The 21130-nt window shown below is 65.8% G+C and carries 15 protein-coding genes; 8 read left to right on the top strand and 7 right to left on the bottom strand.

The genetic code is table 11. The features are described 5' to 3' along the window. Positions 1-9: 9 nt before the first annotated feature. Both ACODTW_RS12845 and ACODTW_RS12840 read right to left on the bottom strand, forming a co-directional pair. Entirely contained in the window at positions 10-873 is an 864-nt protein-coding gene (locus tag ACODTW_RS12845) for a universal stress protein (RefSeq protein WP_488946416.1), read from the bottom strand. Between the two features lie 170 nt (positions 874-1043). Further along, positions 1044-2654 (bottom strand): bifunctional aminoglycoside phosphotransferase/ATP-binding protein, encoded by a 1611-nt coding sequence (locus ACODTW_RS12840; RefSeq protein WP_488946415.1) that lies wholly within the window; start codon positions 2652-2654, stop codon positions 1044-1046. Positions 2655-2880: 226 nt separating this feature from the next. Here ACODTW_RS12840 and ACODTW_RS12835 point away from each other — a divergent pair, with 226 nt between their 5' ends. Next, positions 2881-5916 carry a phosphoenolpyruvate carboxylase gene (locus tag ACODTW_RS12835; RefSeq protein WP_488946414.1) on the top strand — a complete coding sequence of 1012 codons (3036 nt, stop codon included), beginning with the start codon at positions 2881-2883 and terminating at the stop codon, positions 5914-5916. A 69-nt stretch (positions 5917-5985) separates the two neighbouring features. On the opposite strand, the gene ACODTW_RS12830 is transcribed toward ACODTW_RS12835, so the two are convergent. Together ACODTW_RS12830 and rpmE are read right to left on the bottom strand one after the other, a co-directional pair. Next, positions 5986-7170 carry a TCR/Tet family MFS transporter gene (locus ACODTW_RS12830; RefSeq protein WP_488946413.1) on the bottom strand — a complete coding sequence of 395 codons (1185 nt, stop codon included), beginning with the start codon at positions 7168-7170 and terminating at the stop codon, positions 5986-5988. Between the two features lie 371 nt (positions 7171-7541). Next, complete coding sequence (gene rpmE / locus ACODTW_RS12825; RefSeq protein WP_054166111.1) at positions 7542-7763, bottom strand: 50S ribosomal protein L31; 222 nt, start codon at positions 7761-7763, stop codon at positions 7542-7544. A 168-nt stretch (positions 7764-7931) separates the two neighbouring features. Here rpmE and ACODTW_RS12820 point away from each other — a divergent pair, with 168 nt between their 5' ends. After that, positions 7932-9764 (top strand): ABC transporter transmembrane domain-containing protein, encoded by a 1833-nt coding sequence (locus tag ACODTW_RS12820; RefSeq protein ID WP_488946412.1) that lies wholly within the window; start codon positions 7932-7934, stop codon positions 9762-9764. 7 nt (positions 9765-9771) lie between these two features. Here ACODTW_RS12820 and thiE read toward each other — a convergent pair whose 3' ends face one another. From thiE to ACODTW_RS12805, 3 genes are all read right to left on the bottom strand, one after another. After that, complete coding sequence (gene thiE / locus ACODTW_RS12815) at positions 9772-10398, bottom strand: thiamine phosphate synthase (protein ID WP_488946411.1); 627 nt, start codon at positions 10396-10398, stop codon at positions 9772-9774. Between the two features lie 203 nt (positions 10399-10601). After that, positions 10602-11531, bottom strand: coding sequence for a class I fructose-bisphosphate aldolase (locus ACODTW_RS12810; RefSeq protein WP_488946410.1), 930 nt, complete (start codon positions 11529-11531; stop codon positions 10602-10604). A gap of 121 nt (positions 11532-11652) precedes the next feature. Next, positions 11653-12108 (bottom strand): hypothetical protein, encoded by a 456-nt coding sequence (locus ACODTW_RS12805; RefSeq protein WP_488946409.1) that lies wholly within the window; start codon positions 12106-12108, stop codon positions 11653-11655. Between the two features lie 277 nt (positions 12109-12385). On the opposite strand from ACODTW_RS12805, the gene ACODTW_RS12800 reads away from it, so the two are divergent. From ACODTW_RS12800 to ACODTW_RS12775, 6 genes are all read left to right on the top strand, one after another. Beyond that, a complete protein-coding gene (locus ACODTW_RS12800) occupies positions 12386-13198 on the top strand; it encodes a transglutaminase-like domain-containing protein (RefSeq protein WP_488946408.1) in 813 nt (270 codons plus the stop codon). 92 nt (positions 13199-13290) lie between these two features. Next, complete coding sequence (locus ACODTW_RS12795; protein WP_488946407.1) at positions 13291-13644, top strand: DUF1428 domain-containing protein; 354 nt, start codon at positions 13291-13293, stop codon at positions 13642-13644. Between the two features lie 81 nt (positions 13645-13725). Next, positions 13726-15228, top strand: a complete 1503-nt coding sequence (locus ACODTW_RS12790; protein ID WP_488946406.1) for a pyruvate kinase — start codon at positions 13726-13728, stop codon at positions 15226-15228. Between the two features lie 131 nt (positions 15229-15359). Continuing rightward, the gene (locus tag ACODTW_RS12785; protein WP_488946405.1) at positions 15360-16616 is read left to right on the top strand and encodes a Bcr/CflA family multidrug efflux MFS transporter; all 1257 of its coding nucleotides are present in this window, start codon (positions 15360-15362) and stop codon (positions 16614-16616) included. 84 nt (positions 16617-16700) lie between these two features. After that, positions 16701-18917, top strand: a complete 2217-nt coding sequence (locus tag ACODTW_RS12780) for a primosomal protein N' (protein WP_488946404.1) — start codon at positions 16701-16703, stop codon at positions 18915-18917. A 263-nt stretch (positions 18918-19180) separates the two neighbouring features. Next, the gene (locus ACODTW_RS12775) at positions 19181-21118 is read left to right on the top strand and encodes an alpha/beta hydrolase family protein (RefSeq protein ID WP_488946403.1); all 1938 of its coding nucleotides are present in this window, start codon (positions 19181-19183) and stop codon (positions 21116-21118) included. The last annotated feature ends 12 nt before the right edge of the window (positions 21119-21130 follow it).

The raw sequence follows: 21130 nt of genomic DNA, 5'->3' as shown, positions 1-21130 counted from the left end.
CCATCGTGATCAATGCGCCAGCAGCAGCGACAGCGTCGTCTGGTTCAGCATGGCGCGCGTCACGCCGCCCAGGATCAGTTCGCGCAGCCGCGAATGGCCATAGCCACCCATGACCAGCAGGTCGGCACCGACATCGGCGCAGGCTTCCTGAAGCTGCGTGGCGACGCTGCCAGCCCCCGTCAGCTTGTGACAGGTGGCCGGCACGCCGTGCCAGGCCAGATATTCCACCACGGCGCTCGCATCCTCTGCGTCCGTGCGGACGGTATCGACGCCCAGCACATGCACGGCTTCCGCCTTGGACAGGATCGGCATGGCCAGCGCGAGCGCCCGCGCACTCTGCGCCCGGCCGTTCCAGGCGACGGCCACCGTGCGGCCGATGGTGCTGGGCGGTGCTTCGGGGGCCACCAGCAGCGGCCGACCGCTTTCCAGCAGGGCGGCTTCCAGCCCCACCAGCACGGCCGTGCGATCTTCCGTTGCCACCGACGGGAAGACGGTGATGTCGGACAGGCGCGCCGCTGCGGCGATCACATCCTCGGTAACGCCCGACGCTTCGGCGAAGCTGCCGCTGACCTTGTCCAGGCCCGGCGGCCGGTCGCACAGGGCGCCGCCCACGGCGGCCAGGGCCGTTTCCAGATGCTGGCGCGACTGGGTGGCGCGGACCTGGTTTTCCTGTTCCAGCGTCTTCAGCAAATCCTGGATCAGGGCGCCCGAAAGGCCTTCCCCGATCATGGGCATGACGTCGCGCGGATCGGCGCGCAGGTAGAGTGCCGCGACATTGCCCTTGGCCGTTGCGGCCAGCGTCAGGGCTGTGGCCAGCGCCGCCTGGTCACGCGAGCCGCCGGTGACGAAGCAGGTGATCTTGCGGAATGCCATGATAATCCCCCCATCTAGGACGATGCCCGGACGGTTGCCGCCCGGAAACCAATCATGTCCGAACAATCGCACAAGTACCGCCCGCGGTCATTGACCTGGATCAGCCGCACAATTGCCCCCGCCAATGGCTGGGAAGCGGAACCATCCGTCCGGTCCGCCGACGGGGAGTGTCACCGTCGGGCACCAGCCAGATGGCTGCGCGCGATGGCGGCGGTTTCCTTGGCGTCCCCGCTGGCGGGGATCACTTCCCAGCGCATGTCGCCCAGGTCATAAGCAGCCTGTCGGCGCACAATGCCGGCCGTGGCGTCGGATGCGTCATTGCGTCGCCGGGCCACGCGGGCCAGGGCGACGGCCTGATCGGCGACCAGCCACAGGCCGGTGAAGGGCACACCCGCGGCGCGCGCCACTGCCTCCACCGCCTGGCGCTGGTCGGGTCTGGCGTAGACAGCGTCGCAGATGACCCCGTGATGGCTGTCCAGCACCAGCCCGGCCTGTCCCACCAGTTCCGCATAGGTGCGGGTCGAATGGTCGGGGCCATAGAAGCTGTCCGGCAGGGCGGTCGTTTCGTCCACGCCCGCCAGCCGTTTGCGCAGCGCATCGCTGCGCAGGATCACCGCACCGGGGGCCGGACCCAGGCGGGGGGCCAGCATGCGGGCCAGCGTCGTCTTGCCCGTGCCGGACAGGCCGCCGATGGCGATCAGGGCGGCCGGCGGCGGGTCCAGCAGGCGGTTGGCCAGATCCAGATAGGAGATGGCATCGGCCCGTAACGCCATTGCCTGCGCCGGGTCGGCCTGACCGGCGGCGGCCGATGCCGTCAGATGGGCGCGGATGCCGGCCCGCACCGACATGAACAGCGGCAGCAGCGACAGGCCGGCCAGATCGCCCGTGATGTCCAGATAGCGGTTGAACAGGATATTGGCATGTCCGCGCAGGCGGCGATGTTCCAGATCCATCAGCAGGAAGGCCAGATCGTAAAGCACATCGGTGACGGCGATACGGTCGCCGAATTCGACACAGTCGAAAGGCACGGGCCGGCCGTCGATCATGACGATGTTGCGCAGGTGCAGGTCACCATGGCAGTGGCGTATATAGCCGGCATCCCGCCGTCGGTCGATCAGGCTGCCGCCCTGGGCCAGCGCCGCCTCCGTTGCCGCTGCCAGCCTGTCCACGGCCGCCGCATCGAACAGCAGGCCATGGCGGCGCATTTCCTGGATATTGGTGCGGGCCAGGGCCGCCATCTCGTCCGCCCCCGGCGCGTGGGGCCTTGGTTCGGCCGTTTCATGGAATTCCGCGATGATGGCCGCCAGATCGCGCATGATCTCCGGCGTCAGGGTGCCTTGCTCCGCCATGCGGTCCAGCAGGGCCGATTGCGGAAAGCGGCGCATGACCACCAGATATTCCAGCACCGACGGGTCGGGTCCGCCATCGGCGGCCACGGGTGCGTCATCGACCAGCCGGACATGTCCGTCCCCATCATGCACCAGCCCGCCGACGCCCAGGTACAAGGTTGGCGCCGTCCGCCGGTTCAGCACCAGTTCCGCCTGACAGGCATCCAGGCGCTGCGACAGGGTGGCGTAGTCGAAGAAAGGATAGGTGACGGCCCGCTTCATTTTGTAGGCGCGGTCACCGGCCATGAAGACGCGGGCCGCGTGCGTGTCGATCCGGTCCACCGCGACATCGTCGGGCAGGCCATGCGTGCGGGCGGCCGACAGCAAGGCAATAGCCTGCGTCTGCCCGCCTTCACCCAACACCGTTCCGCTGTCCCTTGCCCTGCTGTGCATGCGCAACACCCCGGCCGCAACTGCATGATTAAGTGAATGACGTTACAAGTAATCTATCGACTGACCTGGCACCTGTCTTTATTCTAAGGCTTCGTTATGCGCCGCAATGCGGACTGATTATGTCCGTCATTACCCTTTCGGGCGTTGACTAGGTAACGGAGTTACATCACCCTGCGACGCTGCGCCGCAACAGAATGCGGCCAATCCCCTGACGATGGAAGCCCTCATGCCGCTGGATCCCGCCATGCCCCAAGCCGCCGCCCCGTCTGATCTGGAATTCCTGGCGACTACCACCGGCAAGGGACCGCTGCTGGCGACCAAACAGGCCTGTTACCCGGCACCCAAGGGGCTGGACCTGCTGGGGCTGACCAATGACCTGATGGGGCGGCTGGACCGCTACACGGCCGAAGCCGGGCAGGATCCTTTCACCAATCCCGTCATGCTGCTGGCCCTTGATATCTCCCGCCGCGTCTCGTCAGGTGAATTGCCGCCCGGCGCCCTGGAACAGTTGATCCAGTATCTGTCGGCCGAAGGGTTCCTGGCCCGTGCCGCCCGACTTTCCAATTATCTGGGCGAGGCGTCGCCCGAAGCCAATGCCAGCCGCATGGAAGAACTGCTGGACGTGCTGGCCGATGGCAGCGGGGGCGAACCGCTGGCCTTCGAGGCGTTCCAGAAGGCGGTGGAAAAAGAGATTTTCGGTATCGTTATTACCGCCCATCCGACCTTCAACCTGCCCGGCACGCTGATGTCGGGGCTGGCCTGTCTGGCCACCAGCCGCGACCAGCAGGGCAAGCCGCTGACGGCGGAAGGCCGCGAAGCGCTGATCCGGCAGATGGCCGCGGTTCAGCATGCGCCGGAGGAGATGTCGCTGGCGCGTGAACATGAGCTGTCGCTGGACGCCATCGCCAATATCCAGATCGCCATTCGCACGCTTTATCGCGCCGTGCTGCGCGTTGGCCGCCGGCATTATCCCGATCGCTGGACGGAACTGACCCCGCGCCTGCTGACGGTGGCCAGCTGGGTTGGCTATGACCTGGATGGACGGTCCGACATCCGCTGGTCCGACACGCTGCACAAGCGGCTGCTGGTGCAGCAGCGGCAACTGCGCTTCTATCTGTCCACCCTGCGCGACATCCGCGCCGGCGCACCCGTGCTGGAGGATCTGCGCCACACGCTGGCCCTGATCGAAAGCCGGCTGGCCCTGGCGCTGAACCAGGTGACGGACGAGATCGCGACCTTTGGCGGGTCGGAAGCGCAGGACATGGACCATCTGCGCCGCATCGCCAAGCGCATGCATGAAGGTCTGCCGCTGCGTCTGGTCGATGCTTCGGAAGCCATTGAATTCGTGGACCGTGCCATCCGCCTGTCCGCCGCGATTGAGGGCGAGAAGGCCCTGGCGACGGTGGAGGCCCTGGCCGTGCTGCGGGCCGAACTGTCGGCCTTCGGGCTGGGCATGGCCCATACCCATGTGCGCCTGAACAGCACCCAGGTCCATAATGCCATCCGCAAGGCCGTGGGCCTGGAGACGGCGGCCGACGATCCGCGCTATCGCCAATCCTATCTGGCGGCCCTGACCGACCTGCTGGACAAGGTGGAGCCCGTCGCCATCAATTTTGGCTCTGTCGTGGCCGAACGCACCAGCGCCAAGCGCCTGTTCATGGTCGTGGCGCAGATGCTGAAATATTCGGATTCGCGCACGCCCATCCGCTTCCTGATCGCGGAAAGCGAAAGCGCCTTCACGGTCCTGTCAGCACTTTATTTCGCCAAGCTGTTCGGGGTGGAGGAGAGGGTCGATATCAGCCCGCTGTTCGAAACCGAAAAGGCGCTGGAAACCGGCAGCCGCATCATCGAACAGCTGCTGGAGAACCCGCATTACCGCACCTATGTGCAAAAGCGCGGGCGCCTGTGCATCCAGACCGGCTATTCCGATGCCGGCCGCTATCTGGGTCAGACGCCGGCCAGCGCGTCGATCGAACGTCTGCGTCTGCGCGTGCTGCGCCTGTTCACGCGCCATGCGCTGGAAAATGTGCAGCTGGTGATCTTCGACACGCATGGGGAAAGCATCGGCCGCGGTGGTCATCCGGGCGGCCTGCACAACCGTCTGGCCTATGTCAGCCCGCCGGCGACGCTGGCCTTTGCCGCCAAGCACAATATCGACCTGAAGCAGGAGGTCAGCTTCCAGGGTGGCGACGGCTACACTTATTTCGTGACGCCGGCATCGGCGCTGGCCGTGGTGACCCGCATCCTGGAATATATGATCGGCACGGCCAAGCCCGACCTGGATCATGACGTGTTCTATGCCAAGGGCGACTATATCCGGGAGTTCTTCACCACGGTGAAGACCTTCCAGGTCGGGCTGGTGGAAGACCCGAACTATGGCGAGCTGCTGGCGGCGTTCGGCACCAACCTGCTGTTCCCCAGCGGCAGCCGCGCCATCAAGCGTCAGCATGATGCCGCCCCCGATCCGGCGGCCCAGGTCATGGCCGGGCAGTTCCGCGCCATCCCGCACAATGCCATCCTGTTGCAGCTGGGCCTGCCGGCCAATGTGCTGTCCGGCGTGGGGGAGGCGATCGACCGCGACCCCGAACAGTTCCGCATGCTTTATGCCAAGTCCCCGCGTTTCCGCGAGCTGATGGGCATCGTCACCTATGGGGCCGCGGTGTCCTGTCCGGATGCGCTGAAGGCCTATGTCGACACGCTGGACCCCGGCCACTGGCTGGCCCGCGCCGCGCGGGAGGAAAACCCGCAAGTTGCCGACGACATGCGCCGCATCGCCGCCGTGCTGGAAGAGACGCCGACCCAGGCCCGCCTGATCCGCATCTTCCGCAAGCTGTTCCGCGATTACGGCGTGCTGCGTCAGAACCTGCAGCGCGCGGGTGCGGCCCCGGCGCCCAATCCGGACCTGGAACGCCATCTGGCCCTGCTGCATGCCATCCGCCTGTCGCTGACGCACCAGATCTATCGTCTGGCCGTGCATATTCCGGAATTTTCCAGCCAGCATTCCATCACCAACCAGCGGCTGGTGACGCGTCTGTTGCACCTGGATGTGCCCTGGGCCCTGGAACAGCTGGCCCGCATCTTCCCGGCCCGCACAGAGGCGACGCTGGACAATGGCTTTGGTGAGGTCGCGACCTATGTCAGCGATGAAAGCCAGGATTACAGCCAGGAAAACCAGAACATCTTCCGGCCTATTGCCTCCCTTTACGAATTGATCCGCCGCACCGGCAATGCGCTGACGCAGCGGATCGGGTTCTTCGGGTAAGGGGAGACATGTGAAGTGGACCCCGGCTGGCGGGTGGCTGGCCGGGGGCTTCTCTGTGGTGGCCGGAGTTCAGGTCCTTACCGGCTCTCCGAACAGCAGGCCCAGCACCAGGACGGCACCAATCGCATAGAGCGCGATGACCGACAGCCAGATGGCGCCGGGCCAGTGTGGGTGGACGGCCAGATAGAGGCCGGAGAAACCGAGCGGGGCCAGGATCGAGGCCAAGCTGACCACCGAGGCCAGCACGCCCTGGAATTGCCCCTGATCCTGATCATTTACAAGCCGGGTGGCCAGCGATTGCAGCGCGGGTGTGCCAATGCCACCCAACGCGAAGATCGGCATGATGGCAAAGACCATCCAGCCGTGCTGGCTGAACGCCATGACCGTCAGCGCAATGCAGACGCCGGCCACACCGGCCAGGATGGCCGATCTCTCACCCAGCAGGCGCACGGCTGGTCCGGGCAGGAAGGCCTGGGCCAATGTCTGGCACACGCCAAAGGCGGCCAGCGACAGGCCGATCCACATTCCGTTCCAGTGAAAGGCATCCCCCGCCCACAGTGCCCAGCAGACCCCATAGGCCTCCCCCGTGGCGCTGAAGATGAAAAATACCGACAGGACTGGCAGCAGATGTGTCATGGACAGGACGCGGTGCAGGGGCCGCAGGGGGTTCAGGTCGGCAAGGTTGATCGGGCTGCGGCTGGCTGTCCGCGATTCCGGCAGGGCAAGCAGCGCCAGCACCAGATTGACGCCGTTCAGCAGGGCGGCGGCCAGGAACGGCAGCCGCAGCCAATGATCCCCCAGCGCGCCGCCCAGGACGGGGCCGATGATAAAACCGGCACCGAACATGGCGTTCAGCAGGCCGAAGCGGCGGGCGCGGCTCTCTGCGGGTGAAATATCGGTGATGTAGGCTGTCGCCACCGACATGTTGGCGCTGGTCAGGCCGGCGATGGCGCGCCCGGCCAACAGCATCCAGAGATTGGTGGCGAAGGTCAGGAACAGGTAATTGGCGGCGGCACCCGCCAGCGACAGCAGCAGCACCGGTCGGCGGCCGATCCGGTCGCTGAGCGCGCCGAGCAGCGGGGCGAAGATGAACTGCATGACCGCATAAAGCGCGATCATGACGCCCATGAAGGGAGTGACGTCGGAGGCGTGCGTCACGTCCTGAAGCAGGGCGGGAAGGATGGGAAAGATCAGCCCGATGCCGACAGCATCCAGGATGATGGCGATGAAAATGGTGAACAAGGGCTTGTTCATGATGCGATGCTCCGGTCAACGCACAGCACAAAGTCCCCCGCAGGGGGCCGATGGCCTGCGATTGAGCCTGACCCCAGGGGTCAGGATTGGTTCTGGGGAGCGCTGGCCGGGCCCTGCACAGGATGGCAGGACCGGCGTATGCTTGACCGCCTGGACGTCAATTCGTCCACCTGTTTACTCCGCCTGTTGGCGGATCAAGGGAAGCGGTCGCTTTTCGCGACGCGCCAACCCTACGCCTGACATCCGGAGGCGGCAAGACCCATCATGAAAGCCGTCAGAAAGTGGATGCGGCCCTCGAATGCGCACAAACACAAAAAGCGCCGCCAGGATGCCCCGGCGGCGCTTTTCGTCATGCCTTGCGGCCAAGCTGCTTACTTCAGGCCGAAGCTCTGGAAGCGCTTGTTGAACTTGGCGATCTGGCCGCCGGTATCCAGCAGCTTCTGCACGCCCGTCCACGCCGGGTGGGACTTCGGGTCGATGTCCAGACGCAGCGTGTCGCCGGCCTTGCCCATGGTGGTGCGGGTCTTGAAAGAGGTACCGTCGGTCATGACAACGGTGATCTCGTGGTAGGCGGGGTGGATATCAGGCTTCATGGTCGGCAGTCCCTAAATCGAAGCCGCGCTTATATACAAAGCACGGAGTGAAGGCAACCCCGTCCGGCCCTGCGACAACGCAAGGCTGGGCTGATGCAGGATCGGCGCGGCAGCGAAGTCACCGGGGGCGTTGTTGTTGCCCTGACGCGGCCATGCGGGTACCACGGGATGGCTTTGATTTCCACCCGCATTCTTAGCAGCGGAGCGTTTTCCTTGGTATTTCGTGACAGCACTGCCGACCGCACCGCTTCTGAGGGGCGCCAGCGCCGCGATCTGAAGCCGCTGCGCATGCTTTGGCCGTTTCTGCGGCCTTATCGGCTGCAAATGGCCGGCGCCACCCTGGCGCTGATTGTGGCGGCGGGCACCGTCCTGGGCCTGGGGCAGGGCCTGCGCGCCCTGGTGGATCGTGGATTCGCGGCTGGCAATGCCGACCTGCTGAATCAGGCGCTGCTGGTGCTGCTGGTCGTCATCCTGCTGCTGGGCCTGTCCACCTTCGGCCGATTCTATCTGGTCTCCTGGATCGGGGAGCGGGTGGTGGGCGATATCAGGCGCAAGGTGTTTGACCATCTGGTCACGCTGTCACCCGCCTTTTTCGAGACCAACAAGACGGGCGAGATCCTGTCGCGCCTGACCACCGACACGACCCTGCTGCAACAGGTGATCGGCACCAGCGTCTCCATCGCGCTGCGCAATGCGCTGATGCTGACGGGCGGGCTGGTCCTGCTGGTGCTGACCAGTCCGAAGCTGACGGGACTGGTGTTGCTGGTGGTGCCACTGGTCGTGGCCCCCATCGTCATTTTCGGGCGCAAGGTCCGCAGCTATTCCCGCGCCAGCCAGGATGCCGTCGCCGGCATCGGTACCCGCGTGGACGAGGTGCTGGGCGGCATCCGCACCGTCCAGGCCTTTGGCCGCGAGCCCCTGGAGCGCGGCCGCTTCGCCGACAATGTGGAAGAAGCCGTCCGCGTCGCCCGGCGCCGCATCCGGGCGCGGGCCTGGCTGACCATGATGGTGATCATGCTGGTCTTCGGGGCCATCGGCACCGTGCTGTGGATCGGCGGGCATGATGTCATTGCCGGCCGCATCAGCGGCGGGCAGCTATCGGCCTTCATCTTCTATGCCGTCATGGTGGCGGGCGGCGTCGGCGCCCTGTCAGAGGTGGCCAGCGACCTGTCGCAGGCGGCCGGTGCCACGGAGCGGCTGTTCGGCCTGCTGTCCGTCGTGTCCGACATCCGCCCGCCAGCCCACCCCATCCCCCTGCCGTCCCCCACGAAGGGGGAGGTGCGGTTCGAGGATGTGCGTTTCAACTACCCCTCCCGCCCCAATGACAGCGCCCTGTCGGGCCTGTCCCTGACCGTGCGGCCGGGGGAGCGGGTGGCCCTGGTTGGGCCGTCAGGGGCCGGCAAGACCACGATCTTCCAGCTGCTGCTGCGCTTCTATGATCCGCAGGAAGGGGCTGTGCGCCTGGATGGGGTGGACATCGCCCAGGCCGATCCGGCCGACCTGCGCGCCCGTATCGGCATCGTGCAGCAGGACAGCGTCATCTTCTCCGCCAGCGCCATGGAGAATATCCGCTATGGCCGGCCCGACGCCACGGAGGCCGAGGTGCGGGCCGCCGCATCGGCCGCGCATGCGCTGGACTTCATCGAAGCCATGCCGGAAGGATTCGATACCTTCCTGGGCGAAAAGGGCGTGCGCCTGTCGGGTGGACAGCGTCAGCGCATCGCCATTGCCCGCGCCATCCTGCGCGACGCGCCCGTGCTGCTGCTGGACGAGGCGACATCGGCCCTGGATGCCGAAAGTGAACGGGTGGTGCAGGCGGCACTGGAAACGCTGATGAAGGGCCGTACCACCCTGATCATCGCCCACCGTCTGGCCACCGTGGTCAATGCCGACCGCATCATTGTGCTGGATGGCGGCAAGGTGGTGGAAGAGGGCACGCATGAGGAACTGCTGGCCCGCGGCGGGCTTTACGCCCGGCTGGCGGCGCTGCAGTTCGCGTGAAGGGGCTTTACGCCCCCGCAATGGCCGCGTTGAACGCCTTCACGGCCGCCGCCGGGCCGTCGGGATGGTTCCAGACCCCGCTGCTGACGGCCAGGAAATCCGCCCCCGCCTTGACCAGCACGGGGCAGTTCTCCACCGTGATGCCGCCGATGGCCACGCAGGGCACCTCCATCATCTCCTGCCACCAGGACAGGATTTCCGGTTCGGCCCGGGCGATGGGGTCCTTGGTTGCCGTGTCGAAGAAGGCGCCGAAAGCGACATAGTCGGCGCCATCCTCCCCGGCGACCATGGCCAGATGTCGGCTGTCATGGCAGGTGACGCCGACAATGGCGTCGCGGCCCATGATCTTGCGCGCCTGGGCATAGGGCGTGTCCTCCTGCCCGACATGCACCCCGTCACAGCCACCGGCCGCCGCCAGATCGGGCCGGTCGTTCAGGATGAAGGCCACCTCCCGGCTTTGCACCACGGGGCGCAGCGCGTCGATGGCGCGGCGGATGACATCATCGCCCACATCCTTCAGCCGCAACTGCACGCAAGCCACATCGCCCGCATCCAGGGCCGAGGCCAGCAGGGCGGGGAAGGTGGCCAGATCGATCTTGGGCGGGGTGATGAGGTAGAGGCGGCAGTCGGACATGATGGTTCCGGAACAGGATCGAGAATGAAAAAGGGCCCGGCGGGATGAACCACGCCGGGCCCCTTATTGGGCACTATATAGCAAGGGTCAAGGGCATTGACCCTTGCTATCCGCGCCGACCGGCGCGGCGCCCGCGCGTGCGGGCGTAAAGCCAAACCGCCGGACGGCGGCGCCCGGCGTTTGAGGGAACAAGCGTAACCCGCTTATTCCTTGCCCTGATAGATGCGGACCAGCTTGTCCAGCAGGGCCAGCGCGTCTTCGCGGCTACGCTGGAACGCGTTGCGGCCGATGATGGAGCCGTTGCCGCCGCCGTCGCGGATGGCGCGGGCATCCTCATACACCGCATCCTCGCCCTTGGCCGCGCCGCCGGAGAAGACGACGATGCGGCGGCCGTTGAAGCAAGCCTGGGTGATGTGCTTCACGCGCTCGGCCAGCGTCTCGCGCGGGACGTTGTTCTTTTCATAGACCTTGCGGGCCTCGTCCTGCTCCAGATCGGCCGTGGGCAGCTTCACCTTGATGATGTGGGCGCCCAGCAGGGCCGCCATGTGGGCGGCATAGGCGTCGACATCCAGGGCCAGTTCGCCCTTCTTGGAGATGTCGCCACCGCGCGGATAGGACCAGATGACCGTGGCGATGCCCTTGGACTTGGCTTCGCGCGACAGTTCGCGGATTTCTTCCATCTGGCCGAACTGGGCGTCGGAGCCGGGATAGATGGTGAAGCCGATGGCCGAAGCGCCGATGCGCAGCGCGTCATCGACACTGGCCGTCACGGCCTGATCGGCGCCTTCCTTGAAGCGCGACAGGCTGTTGGCGCTGTTCATCTTCAAGATCAGCGGGATGGAGCCGGCGAAGGTGGAGGCACCGGCTTCCAGCGGGCCCAGCGGGGCGGCATAGGCCGACAGCCCGGCATCGATGGCCAGCTGGTAGTGATAGTGCGGGTCATAGGCCGCCGGGTTCATGGCGAAGCTGCGGGCCGGACCATGCTCGAAACCCTGGTCGACGGGCAGGATCACCAGCTTGCCGGTGCCGCCCAGGCGGCCTTCCATCAGGATGCGGGCGAGATTGGCCTTGGTGCCGGGATTGTCGCTCTCATACCAGGAAAGGATTTCCTTCACGCGGCGGGTAAGCTTCATGTTCGTTTTCCTGCCAGGTTTATGGGCCCAGGATCGGGGCCGTGTCGGGTGCCGGTTTGATATCGCAGGAAAGGGGGGCAATGCAACGCGACACCCCGTTCCTGTAGTGTTTGTAATGCCGTTACATATGTGTAAAATCAATATGTTGGCTGAGGTATTGCCGTAAGGGGGCATCACGGTTGCGCCGCCAGCACGGCTTGACAACGTTTACCGGCGGATTGTGCAGCCGGCTCCCGTGCGCATCGGCCAGCGACGACAGCCGTTCGACCAGTCCCGCCGGTGTCTGCGGTCCCGCGTCGAACACGATGTCGGTGACGCCGGCGCGCAGCGCCGCCATCACCTGTCCCGGCAGGTCGGCACAATCCAGCAGGGCCAGGAACGGCCCGGTCGCGGCCTTGTTCCAGGCCCGCAGCAGCCCCGCCCACCAGCCGGCCCCGGCCAATCCCGCAATACCGTGGTCGGACAGCAGCCGCACGGGCCGCCCCCCCGCCAGGTCCAGCACCAAGCATCCGGCCGCATAGCCATCCACGCGCACGGCGGGCACGGCGGACCAGTCGGGCTGACATGCGATGGGCATCGTCGGGGGCTCTCACGGCGGACATTGTCTGCGACTGATCTTGCCCCCCGGACGGGCATGTGGCAAGGCGGACGCCGCCCCGGCGGCTTTTTCTTCGCATCTGCAGCAAAACCGATTAACCAATCCTTTGTCGCGGACGGTTGGGGGCGTAGCATGGTTGCTGCGCCCCTGGTCGGGTCGGGTGTGATTGCCGCCGCGCATGTCGCGGGGGCTGTCGGTATATGCGGGGGGGGGGATGCCCCTTCCGTCCGGCAAAAACCCTGGCGCGGGAGACGGCATGATCCGCATCCAACTGGGCTGTCAGCTCACTTACGATTTCCCCCAACAGACGGCCATGATCGTCATGTTGAATGTGCATTATTCGCGCGTGGCGCAGCTTGAAACGCCCGACCACCTGATCACCAGTCCGCCGGTGCCGATCCAGGGCTATCGCGACAGTTTCGGCAACTGGTGCTGCCGGCTGGTGGCGCCAGCGGGCCGCATGGTTCTGGGCACCAACAGCATCATCCACGATGATGGCTTGCCAGACCCGGTGGAGCCGGATGCCATGCAGCATGAAGTGCAGGACCTGCCGGCCGATACGCTGCTGTTCCTGCTGCCCAGCCGGTATTGTGAAACCGACAACCTGTCGGCGGAGGCGTGGCGGTTGTTTGCCCATGCACCCATGGGCTGGGGGCGGGTGCAGGCCATCTGCGATTTCGTCCATGGCCATATCAAGTTCGGCTATGAACATTCACGGCCCACGCGGACCGCCAGCGAGGTCTATGCCGAGCGGCGGGGCGTGTGCCGTGACTATGCGCATCTGGCCGTGGCCTTCTGCCGGGCCATGAACATCCCGGCCCGGTACTGCACTGGCTATATCAGCGATATCGGGGAGCCGCCGCCCTATGCCGAAATGGATTTCGCGGCCTGGATGGAAGTCTATCTGGGTGGGCGCTGGCATGTGTTCGACCCGCGCAACAACAAACGCCGTGTGGGGCGCATCCTGATCGCCACGGGGCGCGACGCGGCCGATGTGCCACTGACCCACACGTTCGGGCCCAACACGCTGGCGGGGTTCAAGGTGACCACGGTGTTGATCGACGGATAGAAAGCCGCCGGCCCCAAAAATTTCACACCTGCTGTCGGCGCGGCCGGGTCACCATCGTCCTTGGCGTATAGTTCCAACCAAGGGAGGCTGTGATGGCTTACGTCGATGGCTATGTCGTGCCCGTGCCGAAGGACCGGCTGGCCGATTACAAGGAACTGGCAACGGTGGCGTCGCAGGTCTGGAAGGACCATGGCGCGCTGTCCTATGTGGAATGCGTCGCCGATGATGTGTCCTGGGGCAAGCAGACATCCTTCCCCCGGTCGGTGGAGTTGAAGGAGGATGAGGTGGTGATCCTGGCCTGGATCATCTTCCCGTCCAAGGAAGCGCGTGATGCCATCAATGCCAAGGCCATGTCCGACCCGCGCCTGAAATGCGATCCGGACAATACGCCGTTTGATGCCACGCGCATGTTCTGGGGCGGGTTCACCCCCCTGGTGGAGGCTTGACGCCGGGCGCGGCGTGATGCCGCTGCCTTGACCTTTGTCATCACCCCGTCATCGCCCATCGCCTAGTCTCTGGGATGGTGCATGAGGGAGGTTACGATGCATGGCGGTCACGCCCACCTGGGCAACGAGGATGCGCGGGTGCTGATGGCGGAGGTTTCGGCCCTGCGCACCCTGGTGCTGGCTGATGGCGAGGCGCTGCTGCGCGACTGGACCGGCACCACCGACGCGTCGCCCGGCATCACCAACCTTTCCCATTATCTGGCTGTGCGCCGCCATGACCTGCGGGCGCTGCAACGGCGGCTGATGGCGCTGGGCCTGTCATCGCTGGGGCGTCTGGAAAGCCGCGTACTGCCCAATCTGGATGCGGTGCTGGTGGCGCTGGCGGCCCTGTCGGGTGTCAAGGCGCCGGTGGCCGCACCCGATGCGGCCTGCTTTTTCGCCGGGGAGGGGCGGCTGGCCCAAGCCTCGGATGCGCTGATGGGGGCGGCCCCGCCGCGACGCCGGTGCCGCATCATGGTGACCCTGCCCAGCGAGGCGGCGGACGAACCCGACATGATCGCTGATCTGGCGCGGCGCGGCATGGATATCGCCCGCATCAACTGTGCCCATGACGATGCGGATGCCTGGCGGTCGATGGCGGAGCATATCCACCGTGCGGCCGCCCTGACCGGGCGTGATCTGTCCATCCTGATGGATATTGCCGGACCGAAGATCCGCACCCAGGCCGTCAAGGCCAAGGGCGGGCGTGACCGGCTGCGCGCGGGCGACCTGTTCCGTCTGCAGGCGGAAGGCAAGCCGCATGTAGACGAGGATATACAGGTCGCCGCAACCGCGTCGCTGCCGCAGGTCGTGCATCGTCTGCGGGTGGGTGATCGTCTGCGCTATGATGACGGCACGCTGGAAGGTGTGGTGGAAGCGGCGGGGGAGGGCAATGCCCTGATCCGGGTGACCCGTGCCAAGGGCGGGGTGGTGAAGCTGAAGCCCGAAAAGGGGCTGAACCTGCCCGATACGGCCCTGGGCCTGTCGCCGCTGACGGCCAAGGATGAGAATGACCTGGCCTGTGTCATCGAATGCGCTGACATGATCGGCTATTCCTTCGTCTCGGAACCCAACGACATCGACCTGCTGGAAGCAGCACTGGGGCGGAATGCGCCGCGGCCCCGGCCGCTGGGCCTGGTTGCCAAGATCGAACGGCCGGAAGCGGTCAGCAATCTGCCCGCCCTGATGGCGCGGGCGGCGGCGGGCGGGCGGCCCTTTGGCGTCATGATCGCCCGCGGTGATCTGGCGGCGGAAATCGGGTTCGAACGCGTGGCCGAAATGCAGGAGGAGATCCTGTGGCTGTGTGAGGCCGCGGGTGTGCCTGTCATCTGGGCCACGCAGGTGCTGGAAGGGCTGGTGAAGGAAGGCATCCCGTCGCGGGGAGAAATGACGGATGCCGCCATGGCCGCCCGTGCGGAATGCGTCATGCTGAACAAGGGGCCGGCCGTGGGTGCCGCCGTGGACGTTCTGGACCGGCTGCTGGCCCGCATGGACGGCCACATTGTGAAGAAGACACCGACCCTGCGCGCCCTGAAATCCTGGTAACCGGCTCCTCTTCTCCGCCATGCGGACACCGGGCCCCAGCCATGGGGAGGGGCCTGTGCGTTGCAGCGAATCTCTATGCTAATTAATGCACTACCCGGTACTGCCGGGCGGGGTAGCATTGGATAGTCGGGATGCGCAGCGTGGACAGCGGGGACATGGGTCCTGAACAGACGGCCGGCGGTCATGTCGCCACGGGCAGCGGTCAGCCGCCGGTGAATGGATTCGCCTGGTTTGTGCTGGTCATGGGCTTTCTGACCATGTTCGGGCCGATGGCCATCGACATGTATTTGCCGGCCATGCCGACCATTGCCCATGATCTGGGGGGCAATCAGGCACAGGTGCAGATGACCCTGTCCATGTTCCTGATCGGCTATGGCGGTGGACAGCTGCTGTGGGGGCCGCTGGGCGATCGGTTCGGGCGCAAGCCACCGGTTTTCTTCGGCATCGCCCTGTTCATCGCCGGCAGCGTGGGCTGTGCCACCGCCGACAGCATCTGGACGCTGAGCGCCTGGCGCGTGCTGCATGGGATCGGCGCGTGTGCCGCCCCCGTCATCGCGCGCGCCATGGTGCGCGACCAGTTCGACCGCGACCGTGGCGCGTCGGTCATGTCGCTGATGATGCTGGTCATGGGCGTGGCGCCGATGCTGGCACCGCTGGCCGGCGGGCAGATCCTGGACCATCTGGGCTGGCGCGGCATCTTCTGGTGCCTGTGCGGGTTCGGCGTGCTGGCGGCCCTGGCCCTCACCACGGTGCGGGAAACGCGGGGCCACGCGGTCTCCGCCGCGGCCGGGCAGGGGGGCAATATCCTGGCCAACTACCTGCTGCTGCTGCTGGACCGCCGCTTCATGACCTATGCGCTGCCCAGCAGCTGCGTGTCGGGCGGCCTGTTCGCCTATATCTCCGGCACGCCCTTCATCTATATCCAGCATTTCGGCGTTCCGGCGGAACAATTCGGCCTGTGGTTCGGCTTCAATGTCGTGGCCATGATGGCGGGCAGCATCATCAACAGCCGTATGGTCCTGCGCCATGGCGTGGACCGCATGATCGGCTGGGGCATCGCCGCCACCGCGGCGATCGGGGCGGCTCTGCTGCTGAGCGGCGGCGTGCTGGGCATCGGCGGGATTTTCGGCGTGGCGGTGCCGCTGTTCTTCTTCCTGGGCGCCATGGGACTGGTGGGGGCCAACGGCATGGCCGGCGCCCTGGCCGCCTTTCCGCATCTGGCGGGCACGGCCTCTTCCCTGTCCGGCGCCCTGCAGCTTTGCACCGGGGCGGCGGCCGGGACCATCGTCGGCGCCCTGTCGGAAGGCGGATCACCCCTGCCCATGTGCGCGGTTCTGTGCGGCTGTGCGGTGTCCGGCCTGCTGCTGCGCTGGGTGCTGCAGCGCTGAACCGGCCATTGGCAGCGCCGGTCAATTGTGCAATCTCCTGCGGGACGGTTGCTGTGCCGGGGATCGCGTGGGAATGATCGGGTGATGGACGATCTGCTGGAAGGTACGGTGAAGCCGCCCGCCCGCGTGCGGGTGCTGCTGCCGTTGCCGTTGCCGGAACCCTATGATTACAAGGTGCCGGGCGACATGGTGCTGCCGCCCGGTTCCTATGTGGAGGTGCCGCTGGGTCCGCGGCGCCTGTTCGGCATCGTCTGGGGCGAAGGTGACGCCGCCACGGGTGTGGAGGAGCGCAAGCTGCGCGCCGTGCTGCGCCATATCGACCTGCCGCCCATGCCGGAAGTGGGGCGGCGTTTCATCGAATGGGTGGCCGCCTATACCATGGCCCCGGTCGGGGCCGTGATGCGCATGGCCGTGTCGGTGTCGGCCGCGCTGGAGGACCCCCGTGCGCTCACCGCCTATACCCGCGCCGATGGCGACCTGCCCGACGACCTGCGCCTGACCCCGGCGCGCCGGCGGGTGCTGGAGATCCTGTCCGACGGGCCGCCGCGTCTGGCTGCCGATGTGGCGGCGGAAGCCGGGTGTGGCCCCGGCGTGGTGCGCGGGCTGGCGGAGGCGGGCGCCCTGGTTACCGTACCCATGCTGGCCTTGCCGCGCTTTCCCCGGCCCGATCCCGACGCCAATTCCAAGGCGCTGTCGCCGGCCCAGCAGATGGCGGCCGATGATCTGTCGGCCAAGGTGACGGCGGGCGGGTACAATGTCACGCTGCTGGACGGCGTCACCGGGTCCGGCAAGACAGAGGTCTATTTCGAAGCCGTGGCCGCCGCCCTGCGCGCCGGCAAGCAGGCGCTGGTCCTGCTGCCGGAAATCGCCCTGTCTGCACAATGGCTGGACCGGTTCGCGGCGCGGTTCGGCGTGCGCCCGGCGGAATGGCATTCCGACATGGCCCCACCCATCCGCCGCCACACCTGGCGCGCCGTGGCAAAGGGGGAGGCCCGTGTGGTGGTGGGCGCCCGCTCGGCCCTGTTCCTGCCCTTCCCCGACCTGGGCCTGATCATCGTGGACGAGGAGCACGAGGCCGCGTTCAAGCAGGAGGACGGGGTCATCTATCATGCCCGCGACATGGCCGTGGCCCGCGCCCATCTGGCCCGTATCCCCATCATCCTGGCCAGCGCCACCCCGTCGCTGGAAACCCTGGTGAATGCGGAAACGGGCCGCTATGCCCGCATCGACCTGCCGTCCCGCCATGGCGGGGCGACCATGCCCGATGTCACCCTGATCGACCTGCGCCGCAAGGATCAGGCCCCGCCCGCCCGGCAATGGCTGTCACCCGTGCTGCGCGAGGCTTTGGCCCAGACCATGCTGGCGGGTGAACAGGGCATGTTGTTCCTGAACCGCCGGGGCTATGCGCCACTGACCCTGTGCCGGGGCTGCGGCCACCGGCTGCAATGCCCCCATTGCACGGCCTGGCTGGTGGAACACCGGCTGTCGCGGCGCCTGCAATGCCATCATTGCGGCTTTCAATCGAAAGCCCCGGAAGCCTGCCCCAAATGCGGGGAGGAGGGCAGCTTCGTGGCCTGTGGCCCTGGTGTGGAGCGGGTGGCGGAGGAGGTGGCGATCCTGTTCCCCGATGCCCGCGTTGCCATGATGACATCCGACACGCTGGCCGGACCGCGCGCCATGCAGAATGTCATCGAACAGGTGAAGGACGGGGCCATCGACCTGCTGATCGGCACACAGGTCATGGCCAAGGGCCATCATTTCCCGCTGTTGACCCTGGTTGGCGTGATCGATGCCGATCTGGGCCTGTCCGGCGGCGACCTGCGTGCGGCCGAACGCACCTTTCAGCTTCTGCATCAGGTGGCGGGCCGCGCGGGGCGTGAACAGCGGCCGGGCCGTGTGATGCTGCAGACCCATATGCCCGAACATCCCGTCATGCAGGCACTGGCCGCCCATGACCGTGACAGTTTCCTGGCCGTGGAAAGTGAACAGCGCCGGCAGTTGGAAATGCCGCCATACGGCCGGCTGGCTGCCCTGATCGTGTCGGGGGAGGACGAGGCGGAGGTGGATGCCGCCGCCGCCGCGCTCGGCCGCGCTGCCCCGCGGGAGCGGGAGGAACTGACCATCCTGGGCCCGGCGCCGGCGCCGCTGGCCGTGCTGCGCGGGCGCTTCCGCCGCCGGCTGCTGCTGAAGGGGCCGAAGAATGTGGCCTTGCAGCCGGTTCTGCAGGATTGGCTGCTGCGGGTACAGGTGCCGGCGTCCGTACGGGTGCAGGTGGATATCGATCCTTACAGTTTCCTGTGACCTCTCAGCCCCTTGTCCACGTAGTCTCGCCCGGTGCCGGCTCGGTTGTGAAGCACACCGGGCGACGCTGCGATTCTGGTGTATTCTCCGGCACCTGCGTGTGACTTCCATCCAACTGTGTGCGGGTTGTTTTGGCAGCATCCAGTATTCACCCCTGCGAATCTTCCATCGCTTTACGGCGCCGATAACGCTCGATTAGCCTTTTGCAGATTGGGGCGTGGGGACGCCCCGAAAGGCAAAATGGGGAGCGGTGGGGCATGGGGATGAACGGGGTGTGGGGCCGGGTTGCCGGGTTGGTTTTGTCGATGATGCTGACGGGCAGCGCCCTGGCGGAAAAGGTACCAGAACTGCCGGTGGCGGCCTTCGCACACAGGCCCTATATGGCCGATCTCTCCCTATCCTTCGACGGCTCCCATGTCGCCTATCTGGCGCCACATAATGGACGCATGCATCTGGTCGTGCGAAAGCTGCGGCCGGGCCCGGAGGACAAGCCGGCGATCATCGCGCCCACCGATGCGGAGATCACCGGTTTCGACTGGATCAGCAATGAGCGGCTGCTGGTCTATGTATTCATGACCGACCGTAAGCCGGTTGGCGATGGCGGCAGCATGCCGTTGCGTTTCTTTCGCACCATCTCCGTGTCCCGGGACATGAAGGAGATGAAGATCCTGTTTGAACGGCCACCCGCCAAGATCAGCAATTATTACTTCCTGGCGGCCCCGATCCTGCAGTTCGTCGATGATGAAAATGTGCTGATGGCCGTGCCGCTGGACGAGGATCCGGAACCCGGTGTGGTCAAGATGAATGTCATCACCGGTAAATTCACGCGTGTGCGCAAGGCCTTGCCCAATGTCTATGAGTATCTTCCCGACCCGTCGGGAAAGATCCGCGTGGCTATGTCCTATAATGACAAGACCCAGACGAACCGTTTTCTGCGCCTGAACAGCGAAGGCTATTTCGAGCTGATGCACAAATCCAACATGGCCGACGACAAGGAGGATTTCAGCGTCTACGGCTTTGATCCCGAGGGCAAGTGGCTCTATGTCGGGGTGCGTCCGGAGGGGAACCGCAACGCTATTTACCGCTACGACATGACGACCGACAAGCTGGAAGAGAAGGTCGCGGACCATCCGAATTATGATATCGGCGCCATCACACGGCGCGGCGCGGTCGTGGGTTTCGCCTGGATGGACGATCTGCCCAACCGTCGCTGGCTGGACCCGGAGAAGCAGAGACTGCAGGAAACGCTGGATAAGGCCGTCCCTGACAGCCGTGAGGTCATCGTCGACACGGCCGACGACCTTAATCTGATCCTGGTCGCCAGCTATGCCGACAATGCCCCGGTGACCTACCGGCTGTTTGATCGCAAGAAGAAAAGCCTGGAGATGTTTGGCGACACCTTCCCGGATATCCCGCAGGACTATGTTGCCCAGCAGAAGCCTGTCACCTACAAGGCCCGTGACGGGCTTGATATCCCGGCCTACCTGACCCTGCCGGTGGGGGTGGAGCCCAGGAACCTGCCCTTCATCGTGCTGCCGCATGGCGGGCCACATAGCCGCGACGCGGCCGTGTTCGATGTGTTGCCACAATTCCTGGCCAATCGGGGCTATGCGGTGCTGCAACCGAATTTCCGGGGCTCCACCGGCTATGGGGCCGTCTACTCCGCCGCCGGCAGCCGGCAATGGGGCGGGCTGATGCAGGATGACGTCACCGACGGCGTGCAATGGGCCATATCGCAGGGCATCGCCGATCCCAAGCGCATGTGCATCGTGGGCTGGTCCTATGGCGGTTATGCCGCGCTGGAAGGGGCGGTGAAGACGCCCGACCTGTTCAAATGCGTCATCGCCACGGCCCCCGTTGCCAATCTGGAACGGCTGTATGATGATCTGAAATATAGCGGCGGCAAGAACTACAATCGCAACATGTTCTTCGGCGACGACCGGTCCTCGCTGAACGCCATCTCGCCCTATCACAATGCCGACAAGATCCAGGCCCCCGTGCTGCTGATCCATGGTGATCTGGATTATCAGGCCCCGGCGGCCCACAGCCGCGACATGGAAAAGGCGCTGAAACGGGCCGGCAAGTCGGTGGAGTATATCGAGATCAAGGGCATGGACCACTCACCCATGGTGACGGAGCAGATGGTAACGGTCCTGTCCGCCTGGGATCGGTTCCTGAAGGCGCATATCGGATCACGATAGGCGTGTTACAGC

This window comes from Niveispirillum sp. FG148, assembly GCF_057809655.1.
The sequence above is the reverse complement of the archived record's forward strand: the minus strand, read 5'-3'. Positions and strand labels throughout refer to the sequence as shown.

What these genes read in the sequence shown, in the direction of transcription:
- ACODTW_RS12775 (WP_488946403.1), top strand. Translation starts at nt 19,181, where the DNA reads ATGAACGGGGTGTGGGGCCGGGTTGCCGGGTTGGTTTTGTCGATGATG.
- ACODTW_RS12795 (WP_488946407.1), top strand. Translation starts at nt 13,291, where the DNA reads ATGGCTTACGTCGATGGCTATGTCGTGCCCGTGCCGAAGGACCGGCTG.
- rpmE (WP_054166111.1), bottom strand. Translation starts at nt 7,763, where the DNA reads ATGAAGCCTGATATCCACCCCGCCTACCACGAGATCACCGTTGTCATG.
- ACODTW_RS12790 (WP_488946406.1), top strand. Translation starts at nt 13,726, where the DNA reads ATGAGGGAGGTTACGATGCATGGCGGTCACGCCCACCTGGGCAACGAG.
- ACODTW_RS12810 (WP_488946410.1), bottom strand. Translation starts at nt 11,531, where the DNA reads ATGAAGCTTACCCGCCGCGTGAAGGAAATCCTTTCCTGGTATGAGAGC.
- ACODTW_RS12840 (WP_488946415.1), bottom strand. Translation starts at nt 2,654, where the DNA reads ATGCACAGCAGGGCAAGGGACAGCGGAACGGTGTTGGGTGAAGGCGGG.
- ACODTW_RS12820 (WP_488946412.1), top strand. Translation starts at nt 7,932, where the DNA reads ATGGCTTTGATTTCCACCCGCATTCTTAGCAGCGGAGCGTTTTCCTTG.
- ACODTW_RS12785 (WP_488946405.1), top strand. Translation starts at nt 15,360, where the DNA reads ATGCGCAGCGTGGACAGCGGGGACATGGGTCCTGAACAGACGGCCGGC.
- ACODTW_RS12780 (WP_488946404.1), top strand. Translation starts at nt 16,701, where the DNA reads ATGGACGATCTGCTGGAAGGTACGGTGAAGCCGCCCGCCCGCGTGCGG.
- ACODTW_RS12835 (WP_488946414.1), top strand. Translation starts at nt 2,881, where the DNA reads ATGCCGCTGGATCCCGCCATGCCCCAAGCCGCCGCCCCGTCTGATCTG.
- ACODTW_RS12805 (WP_488946409.1), bottom strand. Translation starts at nt 12,108, where the DNA reads ATGCCCATCGCATGTCAGCCCGACTGGTCCGCCGTGCCCGCCGTGCGC.
- ACODTW_RS12830 (WP_488946413.1), bottom strand. Translation starts at nt 7,170, where the DNA reads ATGAACAAGCCCTTGTTCACCATTTTCATCGCCATCATCCTGGATGCT.
- ACODTW_RS12845 (WP_488946416.1), bottom strand. Translation starts at nt 873, where the DNA reads ATGGCATTCCGCAAGATCACCTGCTTCGTCACCGGCGGCTCGCGTGAC.
- thiE (WP_488946411.1), bottom strand. Translation starts at nt 10,398, where the DNA reads ATGTCCGACTGCCGCCTCTACCTCATCACCCCGCCCAAGATCGATCTG.
- ACODTW_RS12800 (WP_488946408.1), top strand. Translation starts at nt 12,386, where the DNA reads ATGATCCGCATCCAACTGGGCTGTCAGCTCACTTACGATTTCCCCCAA.